This window comes from Streptomyces sp. NPDC002795, assembly GCF_042888725.1.
Lineage (GTDB): Bacteria > Actinomycetota > Actinomycetes > Streptomycetales > Streptomycetaceae > Streptomyces.
In genome coordinates, this window is record NZ_JBIAQB010000008.1 from 283,300 (window position 1) to 299,759 (window position 16,460).

General features: G+C 69.9%; 16 protein-coding genes. 12 read left to right on the plus strand and 4 right to left on the minus strand.

All coding sequences use genetic code 11. From position 1 onward, the window contains the following. Window positions 1–108 precede the first annotated feature (108 nt). Entirely contained in the window at window positions 109–510 is a 402-nt protein-coding gene (locus ACFYWS_RS25090; protein WP_389280342.1) for a nuclear transport factor 2 family protein, read from the minus strand. A 583-nt stretch (window positions 511–1,093) separates the two neighbouring features. On the opposite strand from ACFYWS_RS25090, the gene ACFYWS_RS25095 reads away from it, so the two are divergent. The 6 genes from ACFYWS_RS25095 to ACFYWS_RS25120 all read left to right on the plus strand — a co-directional run bounded on the left by ACFYWS_RS25095 (window position 1,094) and on the right by ACFYWS_RS25120 (window position 5,778). Beyond that, window positions 1,094–2,224, plus strand: a complete 1,131-nt coding sequence (locus tag ACFYWS_RS25095; protein ID WP_389280344.1) for a 5-methyltetrahydropteroyltriglutamate--homocysteine S-methyltransferase — start codon at window positions 1,094–1,096, stop codon at window positions 2,222–2,224. 182 nt (window positions 2,225–2,406) lie between these two features. After that, complete coding sequence (locus tag ACFYWS_RS25100) at window positions 2,407–3,396, plus strand: alpha/beta fold hydrolase (protein WP_389280346.1); 990 nt, start codon at window positions 2,407–2,409, stop codon at window positions 3,394–3,396. A 293-nt stretch (window positions 3,397–3,689) separates the two neighbouring features. Next, a complete protein-coding gene (locus tag ACFYWS_RS25105; RefSeq protein WP_389280347.1) occupies window positions 3,690–4,073 on the plus strand; it encodes an RNHCP domain-containing protein in 384 nt (127 codons plus the stop codon). A 15-nt stretch (window positions 4,074–4,088) separates the two neighbouring features. Beyond that, entirely contained in the window at window positions 4,089–4,499 is a 411-nt protein-coding gene (locus ACFYWS_RS25110; protein WP_389280348.1) for an RNHCP domain-containing protein, read from the plus strand. A 125-nt stretch (window positions 4,500–4,624) separates the two neighbouring features. After that, window positions 4,625–5,245, plus strand: coding sequence for a DUF4333 domain-containing protein (locus tag ACFYWS_RS25115; RefSeq protein WP_389280349.1), 621 nt, complete (start codon window positions 4,625–4,627; stop codon window positions 5,243–5,245). Window positions 5,246–5,373: 128 nt separating this feature from the next. Further along, entirely contained in the window at window positions 5,374–5,778 is a 405-nt protein-coding gene (locus ACFYWS_RS25120; protein ID WP_389280350.1) for an FKBP-type peptidyl-prolyl cis-trans isomerase, read from the plus strand. A 4-nt stretch (window positions 5,779–5,782) separates the two neighbouring features. Here ACFYWS_RS25120 and ACFYWS_RS25125 read toward each other — a convergent pair whose 3' ends face one another. Together ACFYWS_RS25125 and ACFYWS_RS25130 are read right to left on the minus strand one after the other, a co-directional pair. Continuing rightward, complete coding sequence (locus tag ACFYWS_RS25125) at window positions 5,783–7,273, minus strand: DHA2 family efflux MFS transporter permease subunit (protein ID WP_389280351.1); 1,491 nt, start codon at window positions 7,271–7,273, stop codon at window positions 5,783–5,785. 165 nt (window positions 7,274–7,438) lie between these two features. Further along, window positions 7,439–7,774 carry a hypothetical protein gene (locus ACFYWS_RS25130; RefSeq protein ID WP_389280352.1) on the minus strand — a complete coding sequence of 112 codons (336 nt, stop codon included), beginning with the start codon at window positions 7,772–7,774 and terminating at the stop codon, window positions 7,439–7,441. A 72-nt stretch (window positions 7,775–7,846) separates the two neighbouring features. On the opposite strand from ACFYWS_RS25130, the gene ACFYWS_RS25135 reads away from it, so the two are divergent. Then, window positions 7,847–8,755, plus strand: coding sequence for a LysR family transcriptional regulator (locus ACFYWS_RS25135; protein WP_389280353.1), 909 nt, complete (start codon window positions 7,847–7,849; stop codon window positions 8,753–8,755). An 85-nt stretch (window positions 8,756–8,840) separates the two neighbouring features. On the opposite strand, the gene ACFYWS_RS25140 is transcribed toward ACFYWS_RS25135, so the two are convergent. Further along, the gene (locus ACFYWS_RS25140) at window positions 8,841–9,602 is read right to left on the minus strand and encodes a DeoR/GlpR family DNA-binding transcription regulator (RefSeq protein ID WP_389280354.1); all 762 of its coding nucleotides are present in this window, start codon (window positions 9,600–9,602) and stop codon (window positions 8,841–8,843) included. 264 nt (window positions 9,603–9,866) lie between these two features. Between ACFYWS_RS25140 and ACFYWS_RS25145 the strand changes: the two genes are divergently transcribed. The 5 genes from ACFYWS_RS25145 to ACFYWS_RS25165 all read left to right on the plus strand — a co-directional run bounded on the left by ACFYWS_RS25145 (window position 9,867) and on the right by ACFYWS_RS25165 (window position 16,401). Then, entirely contained in the window at window positions 9,867–11,342 is a 1,476-nt protein-coding gene (locus tag ACFYWS_RS25145) for an APC family permease (protein WP_389280355.1), read from the plus strand. Then, a complete protein-coding gene (locus ACFYWS_RS25150) occupies window positions 11,339–12,772 on the plus strand; it encodes an FGGY family carbohydrate kinase (protein ID WP_389280356.1) in 1,434 nt (477 codons plus the stop codon). The genes ACFYWS_RS25145 and ACFYWS_RS25150 overlap by 4 nt, the downstream gene beginning before the upstream one ends. Beyond that, entirely contained in the window at window positions 12,769–14,190 is a 1,422-nt protein-coding gene (locus ACFYWS_RS25155) for an NAD(P)/FAD-dependent oxidoreductase (RefSeq protein WP_389280357.1), read from the plus strand. The genes ACFYWS_RS25150 and ACFYWS_RS25155 overlap by 4 nt, the downstream gene beginning before the upstream one ends. A 12-nt stretch (window positions 14,191–14,202) precedes the next feature. Then, complete coding sequence (locus tag ACFYWS_RS25160) at window positions 14,203–15,459, plus strand: NAD(P)/FAD-dependent oxidoreductase (RefSeq protein WP_389280358.1); 1,257 nt, start codon at window positions 14,203–14,205, stop codon at window positions 15,457–15,459. 597 nt (window positions 15,460–16,056) lie between these two features. Continuing rightward, window positions 16,057–16,401, plus strand: a complete 345-nt coding sequence (locus ACFYWS_RS25165; RefSeq protein WP_389280359.1) for a MerR family transcriptional regulator — start codon at window positions 16,057–16,059, stop codon at window positions 16,399–16,401. The last annotated feature ends 59 nt before the right edge of the window (window positions 16,402–16,460 follow it).

The following is a 16,460-nucleotide window of genomic DNA, read 5'->3' on the forward strand; positions in this document are numbered from 1 at the left end:
GTGGGCGGCACGTTAGGCCGCGAGCGGACGGCGGCCTTGTGCCGTGCGCCCACGCGAAGTCGAAGTGGGTGTGCCAGCTGCACGTCGAGGTCGCGGGCGTCGCCCGCGTCAGTCGGCGTCCGGCCCCGTCACGGCGTCCAACACCGCGGCCAGCGCCCCGCCGTCGTAGTACAGAAACGCCTGCGTGATGCGCCCGTCCCGCACCGTCACGACGGAGCAGCCGTGGACATCCAGGGGCTCGCCGTCGGCCGCCGACGGGGTGCCGCGCATCCGCCAACGGGCCACCGCCCGCTCGCCGTTCGCGACGACGTCTACGATCTCGCGGCGGTAGTCCGGGTAGCGGCGCAGCAGTTCGTCGTTGGCGGCACGGTCGTCCTCGGCCGAGGCCAGCGCCTGCCGACCGTTCACCTGGACGTCGAGGTCCGGCGCGAGCAACTGTGCCGCGGTGTCGGGGGCGTGGGCGTTCTCGGCGTCGTTGTATGCGCGGAAGATCTTCTCTGCGTCGGTCATGGCAGCCTCCTGGCGGGGCGTCGGGCGTCGGGATCCGGGAGACGCTATGCCGGGCACCGGCGGACGGAGTGTGCCTTCCGCACAGTGCGGGAGCGGCGAAGGGTGCCTTGTGAACGACCGCCCCATCCGCAGGATGTACGCCGTGCGATGGAGTGCTTCACCGGTCGACCATCAGGCACCGGCCACACTTCGGCGAGTCGGCCGACGATGAGGATGGGCGTGAGGGACTGGTGTCCCTGAAACGGACCTGCTGGAGGCCGATGGGTCTTCGCGGACGTCACACAGCGGGGAGGACATCGTCCTGTCGGCGCTCCGACGAGCACCTGACCCGGCCCTGGGAACCGGGTGTGGAGACGGCCACCACACCTGCGCAGGCGATGCCGCGCCGCCGGGCGAATGGAAGGACGTCCGCCAACGCTCCACCGACCCCCTCTGCGCCAGCGGTAAAGATCACTCCGGGCGTGGAGCGCGCCGCATCCTCCGCTCCGAGAAGACGGCCTCGGCCGACTCCCGGTCAAAGTGCTTGAGGGCCACAATGATTCACGCGAAGGTGTTGGCGTAGCCGAGGAAAGGATGTCCCACCATGGCCGCCACCACCCGGCCCCCGTTCCGCGCCGACCACGTCGGCAGCCTGCTGCGCCCGCCCGCGCTCCTCCAGGCCCGCGAGCACCATGCCGCGGGGAAGATCGACGATGCCGCGCTCGCCGCCGCCGAGGACGAGGCGGTGCGCGTGATCGTCGCGATGCAGAAGGAAGCGGGGCTGCGCAGCGCCACCGACGGCGAGTTCCGCCGTGCCTCGTGGCACATGGACTTCATCTACGCCCTCGGGGGCGTGCGGCGCGTCGAGGACGAGTCGCTGCACGTGCGGTTCCACAACGAGGACGGCGACATCGAGTTCGCGCCGCCCTCCGCGCGCATCGACGGCAAGGTGTCACTGGAACGCACCATCTTCGCCGATGCCTTCGCCTTCCTGCGTGACACCGTCGCCGACGGCGTCACCCCGAAGCTGACCATCCCCTCGCCGAGCATGGTCCACTACCGCGGCGGCCGCGCCGCGATCGACACGACCGTCTATCCCGACCTCGACGCCTTCTGGTCCGACCTCACCGACGCCTACGCCGCCCAGATCCGCGGCGTGCACGAACTGGGCTGCCGTTACCTGCAGTTGGACGACACCTCGCTCGCGTACCTGAACGATCCCGAGCAGCGTTCCTACGTCGCGTCCATCGGCGGCGACGCGGAGCACCAGCACGAGACGTACATCGCGAACATCAACCGGGCGCTCGCGGGACGCCCCGACGACCTGCGTGTCACCACCCACATGTGCCGCGGCAACTTCGCCTCCTCCTGGGCCGCTTCGGGCAGCTACGACTACATCGCCGAAGCCGTCTTCGGCGGCCTCGACGTCGACGGCTTCTTCCTGGAGTACGACGACGAGCGCTCCGGCGGGTTCGCCCCGCTGCGCTACGTCCCCAAGGGCAAGCAGGTCGTGCTCGGCCTCGTCACCACCAAGCGGCCGCAGCTGGAGGACAAGGACGCGCTCAAGCGGCGTATCGAGGAGGCCTCCCGCTACATCGACATCGATCAGCTGTGCCTGTCCCCGCAGTGCGGCTTCTCCTCCACCGTCGAGGGCAACAAGCTCACCACCGAGGACCAGATGGCCAAACTGCGCCTCATCGTGGAGACGGCGGAGGAGGTGTGGGGCGGGGTGTGACGGCACGTCCGCCGTCAACTGCGCGCCACTCCCGCGCCGCCCGGCCGGGGAAACGGAATCCATCCGCAACCGCAACCGGCACGAAACCCTCCGCCGCACCGCGCTCCGTACGCTCGCCGTACCGCTCCCGGGCACCGGGATCCGGTACGCGCCCGCACTGGACCGTCACGGGGAGAAAGGCCATGGCGCACGTCATTCCGATCCGTGAGCCCGCCGCACGCGCGCCGGAGGAGGGCAGCGCGCTCGCCTTCGCCACCGTCCACGGCTACCGCCGCGCCTACCGGATCGCGGGCGAGGGCCCGGCCGTGCTGCTCATCCACGGTGTCGGGGCGTCCAGCGCGCACTGGGAGGACTGCGTCGGCACCCTCGCGCGCCGGCACACCGTCATCGCTCCCGACCTGCTCGGGCACGGCGATTCGGCGAAGCCGCGCGCCGACTACTCGGTCGCCGCGTACGCGAACGGCCTGCGCGACCTGCTCGGCGTGCTCGGCATCGACCGCGTCACGCTCGTCGGGCACTCCTTCGGCGGCGGAGTCGCGATGCAGTTCGCGTACCAGTTCCCCGAGCGCGTCGACCGGCTCGCCCTGATCTCCACCGGCGGGGTCGGCCGCCAGGTCACGCCCCTCCTGCGGGCCGCGACGCTGCCCGGCGCGGGCCTCGCGCTCGGCCTGCTGAAGGTGACAGGCGCACGCTTGCCGGTCACCGCGGTCGTCCGCGCCCTCCAACTCCTGGACACCGGGCTCGGCGTGGACGCGCCCGACCTCGTCAACATGGTCGACGCCCTGCCCGACCAGAACTCCCGCGACGCCTTCATACGGACACTGCGGGCCGTCGTCGACTGGCGCGGCCAGGTGGTCACCATGCTGGACCGCTGCTATCTCGCGCGGGGCATCCCCACGCTCCTCGTCTGGGGCGACCGCGACAGCGTGCTGCCCGTGGCGCACGCCTGCGCCGCGTACCAGGCGATGCCCGGCAGCCGGCTCGAAATCTTCCCGGGCGCCGGGCACTTCCCGCACCACACCGACCCCACGCGGTTCATCCGGCTCCTGGAGGAGTTCATCGCCACCACCGCTCCCGGCGACTGGAGTGTCGAGCAGTGGCGCGAACTCCTCCGTACGGGACGCCCCGAGGAGACGTACACGCGGGCTGTCGGCGACGTAGATGTCTCCTGATGCGGTACCGAGGGAGTCTCCTGGCGCGCGGAAATATTCGCTCGCGTACGCCCCAGCGGCCTGCCTACCCTTGCCCCGTTGTTTCCGCACGCACGAACGACCGGGCCCCGCGCCCACCGAGAGGGTGTCTTGATGACCCGGACCGCGCCGAGCGCGCCTCACCGCGACGTACCACCTACGGGCACACGTACACGTACTGCACGTACACGTCGCGGATAACCGACCGATCCAGCCGTCGAGGCCGCTCGGCCTGCTCTTGCTGTCGATGACCAACTCCCCAGCAAGGAGCACCGGTGTCCGAGCACACCCCCAACCCGAGCCCGAACCCCAGCCCCACCCTCAAGATCAGTACGTTCACCTGCGCCTGGTGCGGTCTCACCGTGACCACCGCCGATCCGGACGGCCGTAGCCGTAACCACTGCCCCTCGTGTCTGCACTCGCGCCACGTCCTGGACCACGTTCAGGGCGGCCGCACCGAGTGCCACGGCCGGATGTCACCGATCGCCATCGCCGTCCTGCGGACCGGCGACTGGATGATCGTCCACCGCTGCGTGCGGTGCGACGAGCTCACCTCGAACCCGGTGAGCCCCGACGACAACCAGCTGGTGCTGATGCGGATGGCGGTACGGCCACTGGCCCAACCGCCCTTCCCCCTCGAAACGTTCGGAACACTGTGAGCGGGGAGGCCCGGCATGCCACGCCGTAACCGGACGTCGCCCGAGGTCCCCGACACCCGGCGGCGGCGCCGGCCCGACGGCCACCGCACCCGCGACTTCCGCTGCGCGGGCTGCCGCCTGGAGGTCTCCCTGGACGCCCCGGGCAGCGGCCACCGCAATCACTGCCCGAACTGCCTGACCAGTCTGCACGTGGACGACCGGATCCCCGGCGACCGCGCGTCGGACTGCCGGGGCCGGATGGACGCCTTGACGGTGTCCTGCCGCCCGGACGGCGAGTGGCTGATCGTCCACGAGTGCCTCTCGTGCGGCGAACTCTCCACCAACCGCGTCGCGGGCGACGACAACGCCGTGGTCCTGATGCGCCTCGCGGTCCTCCCGCTCCGGGCCACGGGGCGGGCGGCGCACCGCACGCTGCTGATGCTGTAGGTCACGGCCATCGGGAAGACATCGTGGGCCAGGATCGTGGGCGATGATTGTGGCCGGAACCAGGGAGGCGTCTTCGCGCGTCCCGGAGCTTGACCTGAACAGTGTCCGACCCAAGAGGAGCCCCCATGCAGCAGTCGACCAACCGACAGATCGCCGTGCGAGCAGCAGGGGCGCTGCTGGCGGTGGCGTTCGCGGCGGGTTGCTCGGCGAGCGTGGGTTCGAAGGGGGTGGACAAGGACGAGGTCGCGAAGCAGGCCTCAACGGCCCTGGGCAAACAGATCGGCCGGGAGCCCGACGACATCGCCTGCGCCGACGACCTCAAGGCCGAGGTGGGCGCGACCGTACGCTGCGAACTCACCGACGGCGGCGAGAAGCTGGGCATGACGGCCACCGCGAAGTCGGTCGACGGCGACAAGGTCAACATGGACTTCAAGGTCGACGACGCCGCGGGCGCAGGCAAGTCCGCGGATCCGGAGCCCACCGACGCGGCGAGCACCGGCATCGGCGACGGGTCGGTGAAACGGGCGGAGGTGGCCCGTCAGGGCAAGGCCGCCCTGACGGCGCAGGTCGGCAAGGAGCCCGACGCCTTCTCCTGCCCCGAGGACCTCCCGGCCAAGGTGGGTACCGTCGTCCACTGCCAACTGGCCTCGGAAGGCAAGCAGTACAGGGTGACGGTGACCGCGAAGTCGGTCGTCGACGGCCGGGTCCGCATGGGCTTCAAGGTCGACGACGCCGCGGCAGGCTGACGTGTGGCCGCCGGATCGGGCGTGCTCCGCGGATCGGATTCCTCGGTAGCGTGGCCATCTGACGCATGGGGTGTCCATGTGTCCGGCCGGTCCGTTCAAGGGCCCCGACGGAGAGCGCTGAGGCGGCCATGAGTGAACTGACGAAGCCCGAGGTCGATGTCCCGGAGGGTGACGCTCCTGCCGAGCTGACCATCCGGGACCTCATCGTCGGGGACGGAGCCGAGGTGAAACCCGGCATGGTGGTCAGGGTCCACTATGTCGGGGTCACCTTCGAGTCCGGCAAGGAGTTCGACGCTTCCTGGGACCGGGGCGAGCCGTTCAAGTTCGCCCTGGGCGGTGGCAGGGTCATCAAGGGCTGGGACCGGGGGGTGAGGGGGATGAAGGTCGGCGGTCGACGCGAGATCATCGTTCCCCCGCGTCTCGGCTACGGCAAAGAGTCTCCCTCGCCGTTGATTCCGGCGGGCTCGACCCTCGTCTTCGTGGTGGACCTGCTGGACTCGTATTCCAGGACCGCTGGGTGGAGCAACACCTAGAACGTCACCGTGCGGTGGCCTTCTCGGGGCCTCGCGCGGAGCCCGCGGCACGGCCGAAGAACAGCGCTGCCGCGAACGCCACAAGACCGATGACGCCCGCGAGGACGAACGCCGCGCTCAGGCCACTGGCGTCGGGCGCACCGGACGCGCCGTCGGACGCACTGGACGCCACGGTGACGAAGACCGCCGTACCAAACGCACCCGCCACCTGCTGCATCGTGGCGAGGATCGCGCTGCCGTGGGAGTGCTGGTGGTCCGGCAGCACGTTCAGGGACGCCGTCATCAACGGAGTCATCATCAGGCCGAGTCCGCCCATGAGCAGCAGGTGGATGGCGATGACCGCCGCCAGCGAGGAGTCCGGGCCGAGCAGCGAGAACAGCCACAGCGAGGCCGCCAGCGCGGCCGCCCCCGGGATCACGAGCGGACGGGCGCCGACGCGGTCGTAGAGCCGGCCCACGGGGCGGCCGAGGAGACCCAGGAGCAGGCCGCCGGGGAGGACGGCGAGGCCGCTGACGAAGGTGGTCGTCCCCATGACCGTCTGAAGGTAGAGCGGCAGCAGGATCGCGGCCGCGCCCAGCATGCACATGAACAGCAGCGCGGACAGCAACAGGGCTACGGAGAAGGTGGGGTTGGCCAGCGGGCGCAGGTCCAGCAGGGCGCGATCCTGGCGCTGCAGGCGCAGTTGACGCAGGACGAACAGGGTGAGGGACAGCAGGCCGACGACGATCGGTATCCATGGCGCGACGGTGTGCTCCCCGCCGCCGGACTCGCCGATGGAGGCGAGGCCGTAGAGGATGCCGCCGAAGCCGGCGGCGGAGAGCACCACCGACAGCACGTCCAGCGGCACCTTCCGTGTCTCGCTGTCCAGGCGCAGCCGTATCGCACCGATCACCAACGCCGCCAGTGCCAGCGGCAGGACGATCCAGAACATCCAGCGCCAGCCGAGCGAGGACAGCACCGCGCCGCCCACCGTCGGGCCGATGGCCGGGGCCACCGCGATGACGATCGTGATGGTGCCCATCATCGCGCCGCGGCGCTCCGCGGGGACCAGGCGCATCACTGTCGTCATCAGCATCGGGATCATCACAGCGGTGCCGAACGCCTGCACCACGCGTCCGGTGAGCAGCACGCCGAAGCCGGGCGCGAGGGCGCTGATCAGGGTGCCGGTGCTGAACGCCGTCAGCGAGGCCAGGAAGATCTGGCGCGCGGAGAAGCGCTCGAGAAGGAAGCCGGTGATCGGGATGACCACGGCCATCGTCAGCAGGAAGCCGCTGGTCAGCCACTGCACGGTCGTTGTGGAGACCCCCAGGTCGACCGTGAGGTCGCGCAGGGCGACGCTCAGGATCGTCTCGTTGAGGATCATCACGAACGCGGACGCGACGAGGACCGCGATGAGGACTCCCGCGCGTGCCGATGTCGCGTCCGCGGGCGGGGTGCCCGCACTGCCGTCGTCACCGGGCGCGTCCACGTGCTCGACGTTGGTTGGCTGGCTCATGTGGGGCTGTACCTCGCAAGAGTCGGTCGAAGTCATGGGCCGGGCCGTGCGCCGCGGGCCAGGAGAAAGGCGCGCACACGCAGCACGCACTCAACCCCCAACGACCCGTCGGTGCACGGCATTCCCGGTATGACGGCGATCACTTGGCGAAATGGCCGGTGCGTCTCAGCGGCCGGTTGCCCGGCTCCATGCCCGTTCGGCTCCTCGGCGCCGCGAGAAGCATGCCGTCACTCGGCCGAGGACAGTTCGTACGCTGCGACGCGCCCCGACAAGCGCCTGTACGCCGATGAGCACCCAGACAAAGTTCGACGTCACCGAGGGCCATGCTCCACTGGCGGCGGCGGAGACGGCCAGGAGAGCGCCACCGAGCATGTTGATCACCTGAAACATCTGGGCGTCCGGCTCGATGACACGACGCGAGACCAACAGGTAGGCGGCGGCCGTGCTCAGGGCTCCTACCCATCCTGCTGCCGTCGCCGCGGAGGTCATGATTGCCTGCATGTCCCCCATTGTTGGCACCCACCGCATACAGATCAATCGAAGTTCTCTACGCCGGGGGTTAAGCTGCACTGAATGGATGTCGACCCGCGGAAACTGGCCGTTCTGCTCGCTGTCCACCGGGCAGGCGGGATTCTCGCGGCCGCCGATGTGCTGCACCTGACGCCCTCTGCCGTATCGCAGCAGATCGCCCGCCTCGAAGCCGAGATCGGCACCCCGGTCCTGGACCGCCAGCCGCACGGCGCCGTGGTCACCGCCGCGGGCCGGGTGCTCACCGAAGCGGCCGAACGCATCGAGTCGGAACTGACGGACGTCACAAGGTCGTTGGCGGCCTTGCGGGAGGAGGTCTCCGGCACCGTGGTCATCGCCGCTTTCCAGACGGTGATCCGGGCCCTGCTCGTCCCCCTGGTGCACCAGTTGCGCTCCGAATTCCCGGGCCTGGAGCTGCGGATCCACGAGATGGACGGCGACAAGGCGCAGCAGGAGCTCCGCGCCGGGACAGTGGACCTCCTGATCGTGGAAGCCGAGACCCCCATCGGCCGCAGGTCCGCGCGGGGAACCCGCGACGTGCCGATCCTCGAGGAGCCATGGGTGGTCGTCACGCCCGCCGGAACTCCCGCTCCCACGACCCTGACGGACCTCGAACACCTCACCTGGCTCGGTGTCGACGCGGACGCCGCCGCCCACGACGCCACCGAACACGTACGCCGCGGCATGACCCTGGCCCGCACCGCCCACAGCTACTACGACTACAACGCCGCGCTGGCTCTGGTCGCGGGAGGCCTGGGCGTCGCGGTGGTGCCGTCCCTGGCCGTGCACGGCATGCCTCTTGAGGGAGTCAAGGCGGTGTCCGTGCCCGGGCTCGGCTCTCGTCGCCTGATCGCCCGGCACCGCACGAGCCGTGCCGAGCCGCGCAAGGAGGTGGCGACCGTCCTGGACGGCATCATCAGGGCCGCCGCGGAACTGCCGTCCCCGACGGCATGACCCATGCCCCCCCGCGCCTTCGGCCACTCGGCTGCCAAGGGGCCGAAGGGTGCGGCCCGCCCATTCGCTTGTCTCCCCCGGCACATCAAGCGACCACCAGGTTCACACCCGCCTGCATCAGAGCCGCGCCCAGTTCGGTGTCGGCAGCCCGGTCCGTGATGAGGGTGTCGAAGCCGTCGAGTCCGCAGACGCGGTGGGCAGCGGTGCGGCCGAATTTGCTGGAGTCACCCAGTACGCAGCTGCTCGTGGTGTTCGCGAGGATGGCGCGCCTGGTGGCGACCTCGTCGAGGTGATAGTCGGTCAGGCCGAAGTCCGAGATGCCGCCGGAGCCGATGAAGGCCACGTCGGCGCGGAGGTCGGCGAAGAACCCCACGGCCTGGGCGTTCGAGCAGGCGAGGTCCCCCGCGCGCAACCTCCCCCCGCTGACGAGCACTTCGACTCCGGGCCGCGTACTCGCCTCGGCGGCCACGAGCAGTGATGGAGTGGCGATGACACCGGTGTGGTCGGCCGGTAGGGCACGGGCCACTTCGAGCGCGGTGGTGCCGACGTCGATGATGACCGTCTGCCCAGGTTTGATCAGCGCGGCGGCCGCCCGCCCGATCGCTTCCTTCTGGGCCGCCTGGGTGCCGCTGCGCTCGGTGAACGGGGCCTCTTCCCCGACGGGGGCCTGGCGCGACGTGGCTCCCCCATGGACCCGGGCGAGTTCTCCGCGCTGTTCGAGCAGTGCGAGGTCCCGGCGTACGGTCTCGTGCGATACGCCCAGCAGTGTCGTGAGGTCGTCGGTGGTGACGAAGCCGAGCCGCGAGAGTTCGGCGGCGATCCTGCGGTGTCGTTCTGCGGCGAGCACGCTCGCACCCCCATGACTGTTTCTCATGACTGTTTCTGTGGCTCTCTGCCCGCATCCTACCGTCGTCGGCCACGATTCCGCCCGATCTCTTGACGCGATGCAGGCACAGGTCCACACTTTCGGGTGTTCACAGTCAGGTATCCACAACTTCGGTCAGAGGGCATCCGCAGCGGGGCACTCTCAACCAGGGGAACGCCAGCCATGACTCATCAGGACACACCCACGCCGGGTTCGAGACCACCTGCTCACGAGCCTCGGGAAGGGATGACCCGGGAATTGGGGTGGTACGCCTCGTTCTCGGTCGCCTTCGGGTTCGTCTCGATCGCCACCGGCATCTTCACGACCTACGGAGCGGTCCTGGCCACCTCCGGGCCGCGCGGCATCTGGGCCTGGCCGATCACGGTGATCGGCCAGCTCTCGATCGCCCTGGTCTTCGGCGCGCTCGCCGCCCGCATCCCGATCAGCGGCTACTCCTACCAGTGGGTGTCGCGCATCGTGGGCCCGGTGTGGGGCTGGATCATGGGCTGGATCTCGTTCGCGTTCCTGGGTGTCGTCCTGGTCGCTGTCGACTACACCATCGCCTCGACGATCCTGCCGGAGCTCTTCCAGTACGTCGGAACGCCGCAGAACGCGTGGGCGATCACCGCCCTGGTCGTGCTGCTGCAAGCGGTGTTGGTGGCCCTGTCGACGCGAACCACCCACAAGGTCAACAATGTCGCGGTCACGATGCAGCTCGTCGGGATGATCGCCCTGACCGTGCTGCTCTTCGTGGTAGGCGCCGCCACCGGCAAGCTCGACTTCGGTCATCTCTTCGACACGGGGACCGTCACCGCCGACGGGTACTACGCACTGGGTGGGAGCACGCACGCCGGGCCGTTCGCCCTGGCCTTCCTGCTCGGCGCCTTCACCATCGTCGGGTTCGAGTCGGCGGCTAACCTGGCGGAGGAGACCCGCGAGCCGGCCCGTGTGATCCCCAAGGCGATGGTGCAGGCCGTGCTCTCGCTGGGTGTGCTCGGGTTCTTGTTCCTGGTCGCGGTGACGGCGGCGGCGGGACGGCTGAGCACGCTGAACGAGTCGGCGACCCCGGTGGCCACGGTGATCACAGCGGTGCTCGGCTCCGTCGTCGGCAAGGTGCTGCTCGTCCTCGTCGTGGTCTCGATCTTCTCCTGCGGGCTCGTGATCACCCTCAGCGGCACCCGTCTCGTGTACGCCATGTCCCGTGACGAGCGCTTCCCTGGCTGGAAGCTGCTGCGCCGCGTGGACCGACGCACCACGACGCCCCTGAACGCCTCGGTGTTCATGATGCTCGTCGCCCAGGTGATCCTCGCCCTGTTCTCCGGCTCCACGGACGCGCTGTTCCAGCTGTTCTCGGCCGGAACGCTGCTGCCCGCTCTCATCTACGCGGGCACCGTCGCGATGTACATCGCCAAGCGCAAGTCGCTGCCGCCGTCCCAGGGGTTCTCCCTGGGACGCTGGGAAGTGCCGGTTCTGGTCATCGCCTCGGTCTGGCTCGTCTACGAGCTGTTGATCTTCCGCGACGCCTCGTTCCGTGCTCCCTGGCTGTACGTACTCGTGCTGTTCGCGATCGGTGCCGTGTACTTCGCCGGGCTCTTGTACCGCCGGGGGCGCCACGGGCTGACCATGCCCGACATGGCCGACGTCGACCGCGCGTTGGACGACGCCGACCCCGTCGTACCCCGACAGCACGGCGCTCTCACCGCGGAGGGCGACGTCAAGTGACCACGATCCTCGCCATCGACCAGGGCACCTCGGGAACCAAGGCGATCGTCGTCGACGCCGAGCAGGGCACACTCGCCATCGCCGAAGAGACGCTCCGTCCGGTCTATCTGCCTGGCGGAGGCGTCGAGCAGGACCCCCAAGAGCTGCTGGCCTCCGTCCTCGAAAGCGGACGGCGCGCGGTCCGCAAGGCAGGCCGGCCCATCGACTGCGTCGCGCTGGCCAACCAGGGCGAAACCGTCCTGGCCTGGGACCCGGCCACCGGCAACCCGCTGTCCGCCGCGATCGTGTGGCAGGACCGCCGCGCCGACGACGTCTGTCGCGAACTCACCGCGCACGCCGACGACATCGCCCGGCGCACCGGACTCGTGCTCGACCCGTACTTCTCCGCGCCGAAGATGGCCTGGCTGCGCCGCAACATGACACGCGACGGGGTGGTCACGACCACCGACACCTGGCTGGTCCACCACCTCACCGGTGAGTTCGTCACCGATGCCGCCACCGCGAGCCGTTCCCTCCTCCTGGACCTGGACTCCGGTGCCTGGGACCCCGGACTCGTCGACCTGTTCGGACTGGGGGACGAGGAGCTGCCCCGCATCGTCGCCTGTGACGAGATCGTCGGCACGACGCAGGCCTTCGGCGCCGCCGTCCCCGTCGCCGGGCTGATCGTCGACCAACAGGCGGCGCTGGTCGCCGAGAGCTGCCTGGAGGAGGGCACGGCCAAGTGCACGTACGGCACGGGGGCGTTCCTGCTGGCCAACACGGGCCTGAATGCCGTGCGTTCCAGCGCGGGGCTGACCACGTCGATCGCGTGGCGTGCTGAGGGACGTACGCCGTACTGCATAGACGGTCAGGTCTATACGGTCGCGTCGGCCGTGCGCTGGCTGCAGGACCTCGGACTCATCCGGGCCGCCACCGATCTGGACACGCTCGCCGCCGCGGACGCCCAAGGGGCGCTGTGTGTCCCCTCGTTCGCGGGGCTCGCCGCTCCCTGGTGGGCGCCCGACGCCACCGCGTCGTTCACCGGGCTCTCGCTCGCCACACACCGCGAGCACCTGGTGCTGGCACTGCTGCAGGGCATCGCCGCGCAGGTCACAGCGTTGGCCGACCTCGTGGGCAAGGATCTCGGTCGACCGCTGACCCGGCTGCGCGCCGACGGCGGACTGACCAACAGCGCGGTTCTGATGCAGGCACAGGCCGACATCGCGCAGCTGCCGGTGGACATCTACCCCTCCGCGCACGCGACGCCGCTGGGCGCCGCCGCGCTGGCCCGCTGCGCGCTGGAACCCGCGCTCGGTTTGAAGGAAGCCGTCGGGACCTGGGAACCGACGACCGTTTACGAACCCCGCTGGTCCGCACACCGGGCCGAGGAGTTCCGCACCACATGGGCGCAGGCCGCAACTGCCTGCGCCGGCAAGGGAGTACAACCATGACCGCCACCACTGCGGCGCCCCACGCCGACGTCTACGACGTCGCCGTCATCGGAGGCGGCATCGTCGGCGCGGCCATCGCGCGTGACCTGGCCGGCTACGAGCTGGACATCGCGCTGGTCGAGGCCCGTGACGACGTGGGCGACGGCACCAGCAAGGCCAACACCGCGATCCTGCACACCGGTTTCGACGCCAAGCCCGGCACCCTCGAATCCCGCCTCGTCGCCCGCGGGTACGAGCTGCTGTCCGCGTATGCCGAGGAGACCGGCATCCCCGTCGAGCACACGGGCGCCCTCCTTGTGGCCTGGGACCAGGAAGAGCTCGACGCCCTGCCCGGCCTCAAGGAGAAGGCCGAGGCCAACGGCTACGAGCACTGCGTCATCGTCGACTCCGAAGCGGTCTACCAGGCCCTTCCCGACCTGGGCGAGGGAGCCCTGGGCGGACTCTCCGTGCCGGACGAGTCCATCATCTGCACCTGGACGACGAACCTCGCCCTGGCCACGGACGCTCAGCAACGGGGCACCGAGATCCTGCTCCAGCACACCGTGACCGCCGGCCAGGACAACGGCGACCACACCACGCTGACGACCTCCGCCGGCGAGGTCCGCGCCCGTTGGGTCGTCAACGCGGCCGGTCTCGGCGCCGACCGCATCGACCGGCTCTTCGGCCACGACCGCTTCACCGTCACCCCGCGCCGAGGAGAGCTCTTCGTCTTCGACAAGCTCGCCCGCCCCATGGTCGACAAGATCGTCCTCCCGGTGCCGACCTCCCGCGGCAAGGGCGTCCTCATCTCCCCGACCATCTACGGCAACGTCATGCTCGGCCCCACCGCCGAGGACCTCGAAGACCGCACCGACACCGGCACTTCGGAAAGTGGCCACGACTTCCTGCTCAGCAAGGGGGAACGGCTCATGCCGCGCCTGCTGGCCGAGGAGGTCACAGCCGGCTACGCAGGCCTGCGCGCCGCCATCGACCACGGCGACTACCTGATCGAGGCCAGCCCCGAGCAGCGCTATCTGCTCGTCGGCGGTATCCGCTCCACCGGCCTGACCGCCGGAATCGCGATCGCCGAGCACGTCCGCGGTCTGCTGGAGGACGCAGGCCTGGTCCTCAAGCCCCGCCAGGCGCTGCCCGACCCGCCCCACATGCCCAACATCGGCGAGGCGACCACGCGTCCGTACCAGGACTCCGAGCGCATCGCCGAGGACCCGGCCTACGGGACCGTCGTCTGCTTCTGCGAGCGCGTGACCGAAGGGGAGATCCGCGACGCGTGCCACGCCGCCGTCCCCGCCCGGAACCTCGAAGGCCTGCGTCGCCGTACCCGCGCCATGAACGGCCGTTGCCAGGGCTTCTACTGCGGCGCCGCCGTCGACGCCCTCCGCACCCAGCACCACGCCCACGACGGCTGCCCCAAGGCCTGAAGGACAGAACCCATGAACCACCAGCCGACCCCTCTCATCACCCCCGACGTCCTCGTCATCGGCGCCGGGCCCGCCGGCCTGACCGCGGCCGCCGAACTCGCCCGGCTCGGCGCCGGACACGTCCTCGTCGTCGACCGCGAGGCCGAAGCGGGCGGAATCCCCCGGCACAGCGACCACACCGGCTACGGCATGCGCGACCTGCGCCGCTTCATCTCCGGCCCCGCGTACGCCCGTTACCGCGTCAAGGACGCGACCGAGGCCGGAGCGGAGATTCGGACACGCACGATGGTGACCGGGTGGGAGGACGACACCACCGTCGAGGTGACCAGCCCCGACGGCCGCTACCGGATCCGCCCCCGAGCCCTCGTGCTCGCCACAGGGGCCCGCGAACGTCCGCGCGCCGCACGCCGCATCCCCGGCGACCGCCCGCACGGGGTCTACACCACGGGACAACTCCAGAACCTCGTCCACCTCCACCACCAGCCGGTGGGCAAGCGGGCCGTGATCGTCGGCGGTGAACTCGTCAGCTGGTCCGCGGCCGTCACCCTGCGCGAAGCCGGCTGCACACCTGCCCTGATGGTCAGCCAGTACCCGAAGGCCGAGTCGTACGGAGCCTTCAACGCCGCCGGGCGCACCGTCCTGCGCGTCCCCGTCGCCACCCGCACCCGCGTCACCCGGGTCATCGGCAAAGGGCGCTGCCAGGCCGTCGAGATCGCACACCTCGACACCGGGAAGCGCCGCACCATCGAGTGCGACACCGTCGTGTTCACCGGCGACTGGATCCCCGACCACGAACTCGCCCGCAGCGCAGGCATCGAACTCGACCGGGCCACACTCGGCCCACTCACCGACACCGCCCTGCGCACCAGCCGCCCCGGCGTCTTCGCGGCAGGCAACCTGGTGCACCCCGTCGACGTCGCCGACGCCGCGGCCCTCGACGGCAAACACGTCGCCGAACAGGTCGTCCACCACCTCCACGGCCGGCCACAGCCGACCCAAGGCCTGCGCCTGCTGGCCGACGCACCGTTCCGCTGGATCGCCCCACAGATCCTGCGGCCGGGCGACCCCGCGCCCGCACGCGGCAAACTGCTGCTGTGGACCGACGAGTTCGTACGCGTCCCCAAGGTGACCGTGCACCAGGACGGGCGGGTCATCACCCGGCGCACGAGCCCGTGGCCGGCCGCTCCCGGACGCGTCTTCCGTGTGCCGTTCACCTGGCTCGATGGTGTCTCGCGCGAGGGCGGACCGGTTCACGTCTCAGTCGGCTGATCACGAGGACCTCGGCCGCACGTCTGATCAGCATGCGACTGAGCTCGATTACCTCACCGTCGAACACGCGGAAATCTGTAGCGGCTGAGGTAGACATTGGGCGGTGGTGTGGTTATGGTTTCTCTCGTAGCCGAGATCGAGCAAGAAGCCCGGCAGAGATGAACTGCCGGGAAGCAGTACCGCAGTTGCAGTTCGCAGGACGGTGCGGTGGTGGAGTTTCGAAGCCAGGTTGGTTGCAGGACGGCGACGGGACTGACGACCGGACCGGGTGGCCCGCAGTGATCAGGGGCCGCCGTGAGCAGTACCGCAGTTGCAGTACCCGTAAGTGATTGATCCCAGAGGGAAGAAACGGAGGAGCAGAGCGCCATCAGGATCGCCCGGGCGGAATGTTGAGCCCGGGTACCGCAGGACATCGATAGTGAGGTGGTCTCCGGTCAAGCAACCGCGATCCCCGCAGCCCCGACACCTTCCAGGTCGGGTCGGCGGACACAGAAGGCCGGTGCAGTATCAGGGCCGGCAGATGGTGTAGCAGTTCCTTCGGGGCCCGGGTGCCGTACGGCATCCGGGCCCCTCGACGCGTTCCACAGAGAGGTGCAAGTGACAGCTGACGATTCGTTCGGGCGTCTCGACGACGACGACTACCCCGCCTACACGATGGGCCGGGCCACCGAGATACTCGGCACCACCCAGGGATTCCTCCGCGCCATCGGCGAAGCCCGCCTGATCACCCCGCTGCGCTCCGAGGGCGGCCACCGCCGCTACTCCCGCTACCAGCTGCGCATCGCCGCACGCGCCCGCGAACTCGTCGACCAGGGCACCCCCATCGAAGCCGCCTGCCGCATCATCATCCTGGAAGACCAGCTCGAAGAAGCGCAGCGCATCAACGCCGAATACCGCGCCGCCGAATCGGCCGAAACGAAGAAACCGCCGGCCCCGGCCTGAGGCACAGTGCCTCCTCAGTGACGCTGGCTCCGTCATCTCCGTCCGATTACCGTCCGATC

Excerpts from the sequence above, each read along its gene's own strand:
- ACFYWS_RS25090 (WP_389280342.1), bottom strand. The coding sequence starts at position 510 with ATGACCGACGCAGAGAAGATCTTCCGCGCATACAACGACGCCGAGAAC.
- ACFYWS_RS25095 (WP_389280344.1), top strand. The coding sequence starts at position 1,094 with ATGGCCGCCACCACCCGGCCCCCGTTCCGCGCCGACCACGTCGGCAGC.
- ACFYWS_RS25100 (WP_389280346.1), top strand. The coding sequence starts at position 2,407 with ATGGCGCACGTCATTCCGATCCGTGAGCCCGCCGCACGCGCGCCGGAG.
- ACFYWS_RS25110 (WP_389280348.1), top strand. The coding sequence starts at position 4,089 with ATGCCACGCCGTAACCGGACGTCGCCCGAGGTCCCCGACACCCGGCGG.
- ACFYWS_RS25115 (WP_389280349.1), top strand. The coding sequence starts at position 4,625 with ATGCAGCAGTCGACCAACCGACAGATCGCCGTGCGAGCAGCAGGGGCG.
- ACFYWS_RS25120 (WP_389280350.1), top strand. The coding sequence starts at position 5,374 with ATGAGTGAACTGACGAAGCCCGAGGTCGATGTCCCGGAGGGTGACGCT.
- ACFYWS_RS25125 (WP_389280351.1), bottom strand. The coding sequence starts at position 7,273 with ATGAGCCAGCCAACCAACGTCGAGCACGTGGACGCGCCCGGTGACGAC.
- ACFYWS_RS25130 (WP_389280352.1), bottom strand. The coding sequence starts at position 7,774 with ATGCAGGCAATCATGACCTCCGCGGCGACGGCAGCAGGATGGGTAGGA.
- ACFYWS_RS25135 (WP_389280353.1), top strand. The coding sequence starts at position 7,847 with ATGGATGTCGACCCGCGGAAACTGGCCGTTCTGCTCGCTGTCCACCGG.
- ACFYWS_RS25145 (WP_389280355.1), top strand. The coding sequence starts at position 9,867 with ATGACCCGGGAATTGGGGTGGTACGCCTCGTTCTCGGTCGCCTTCGGG.
- ACFYWS_RS25155 (WP_389280357.1), top strand. The coding sequence starts at position 12,769 with ATGACCGCCACCACTGCGGCGCCCCACGCCGACGTCTACGACGTCGCC.
- ACFYWS_RS25160 (WP_389280358.1), top strand. The coding sequence starts at position 14,203 with ATGAACCACCAGCCGACCCCTCTCATCACCCCCGACGTCCTCGTCATC.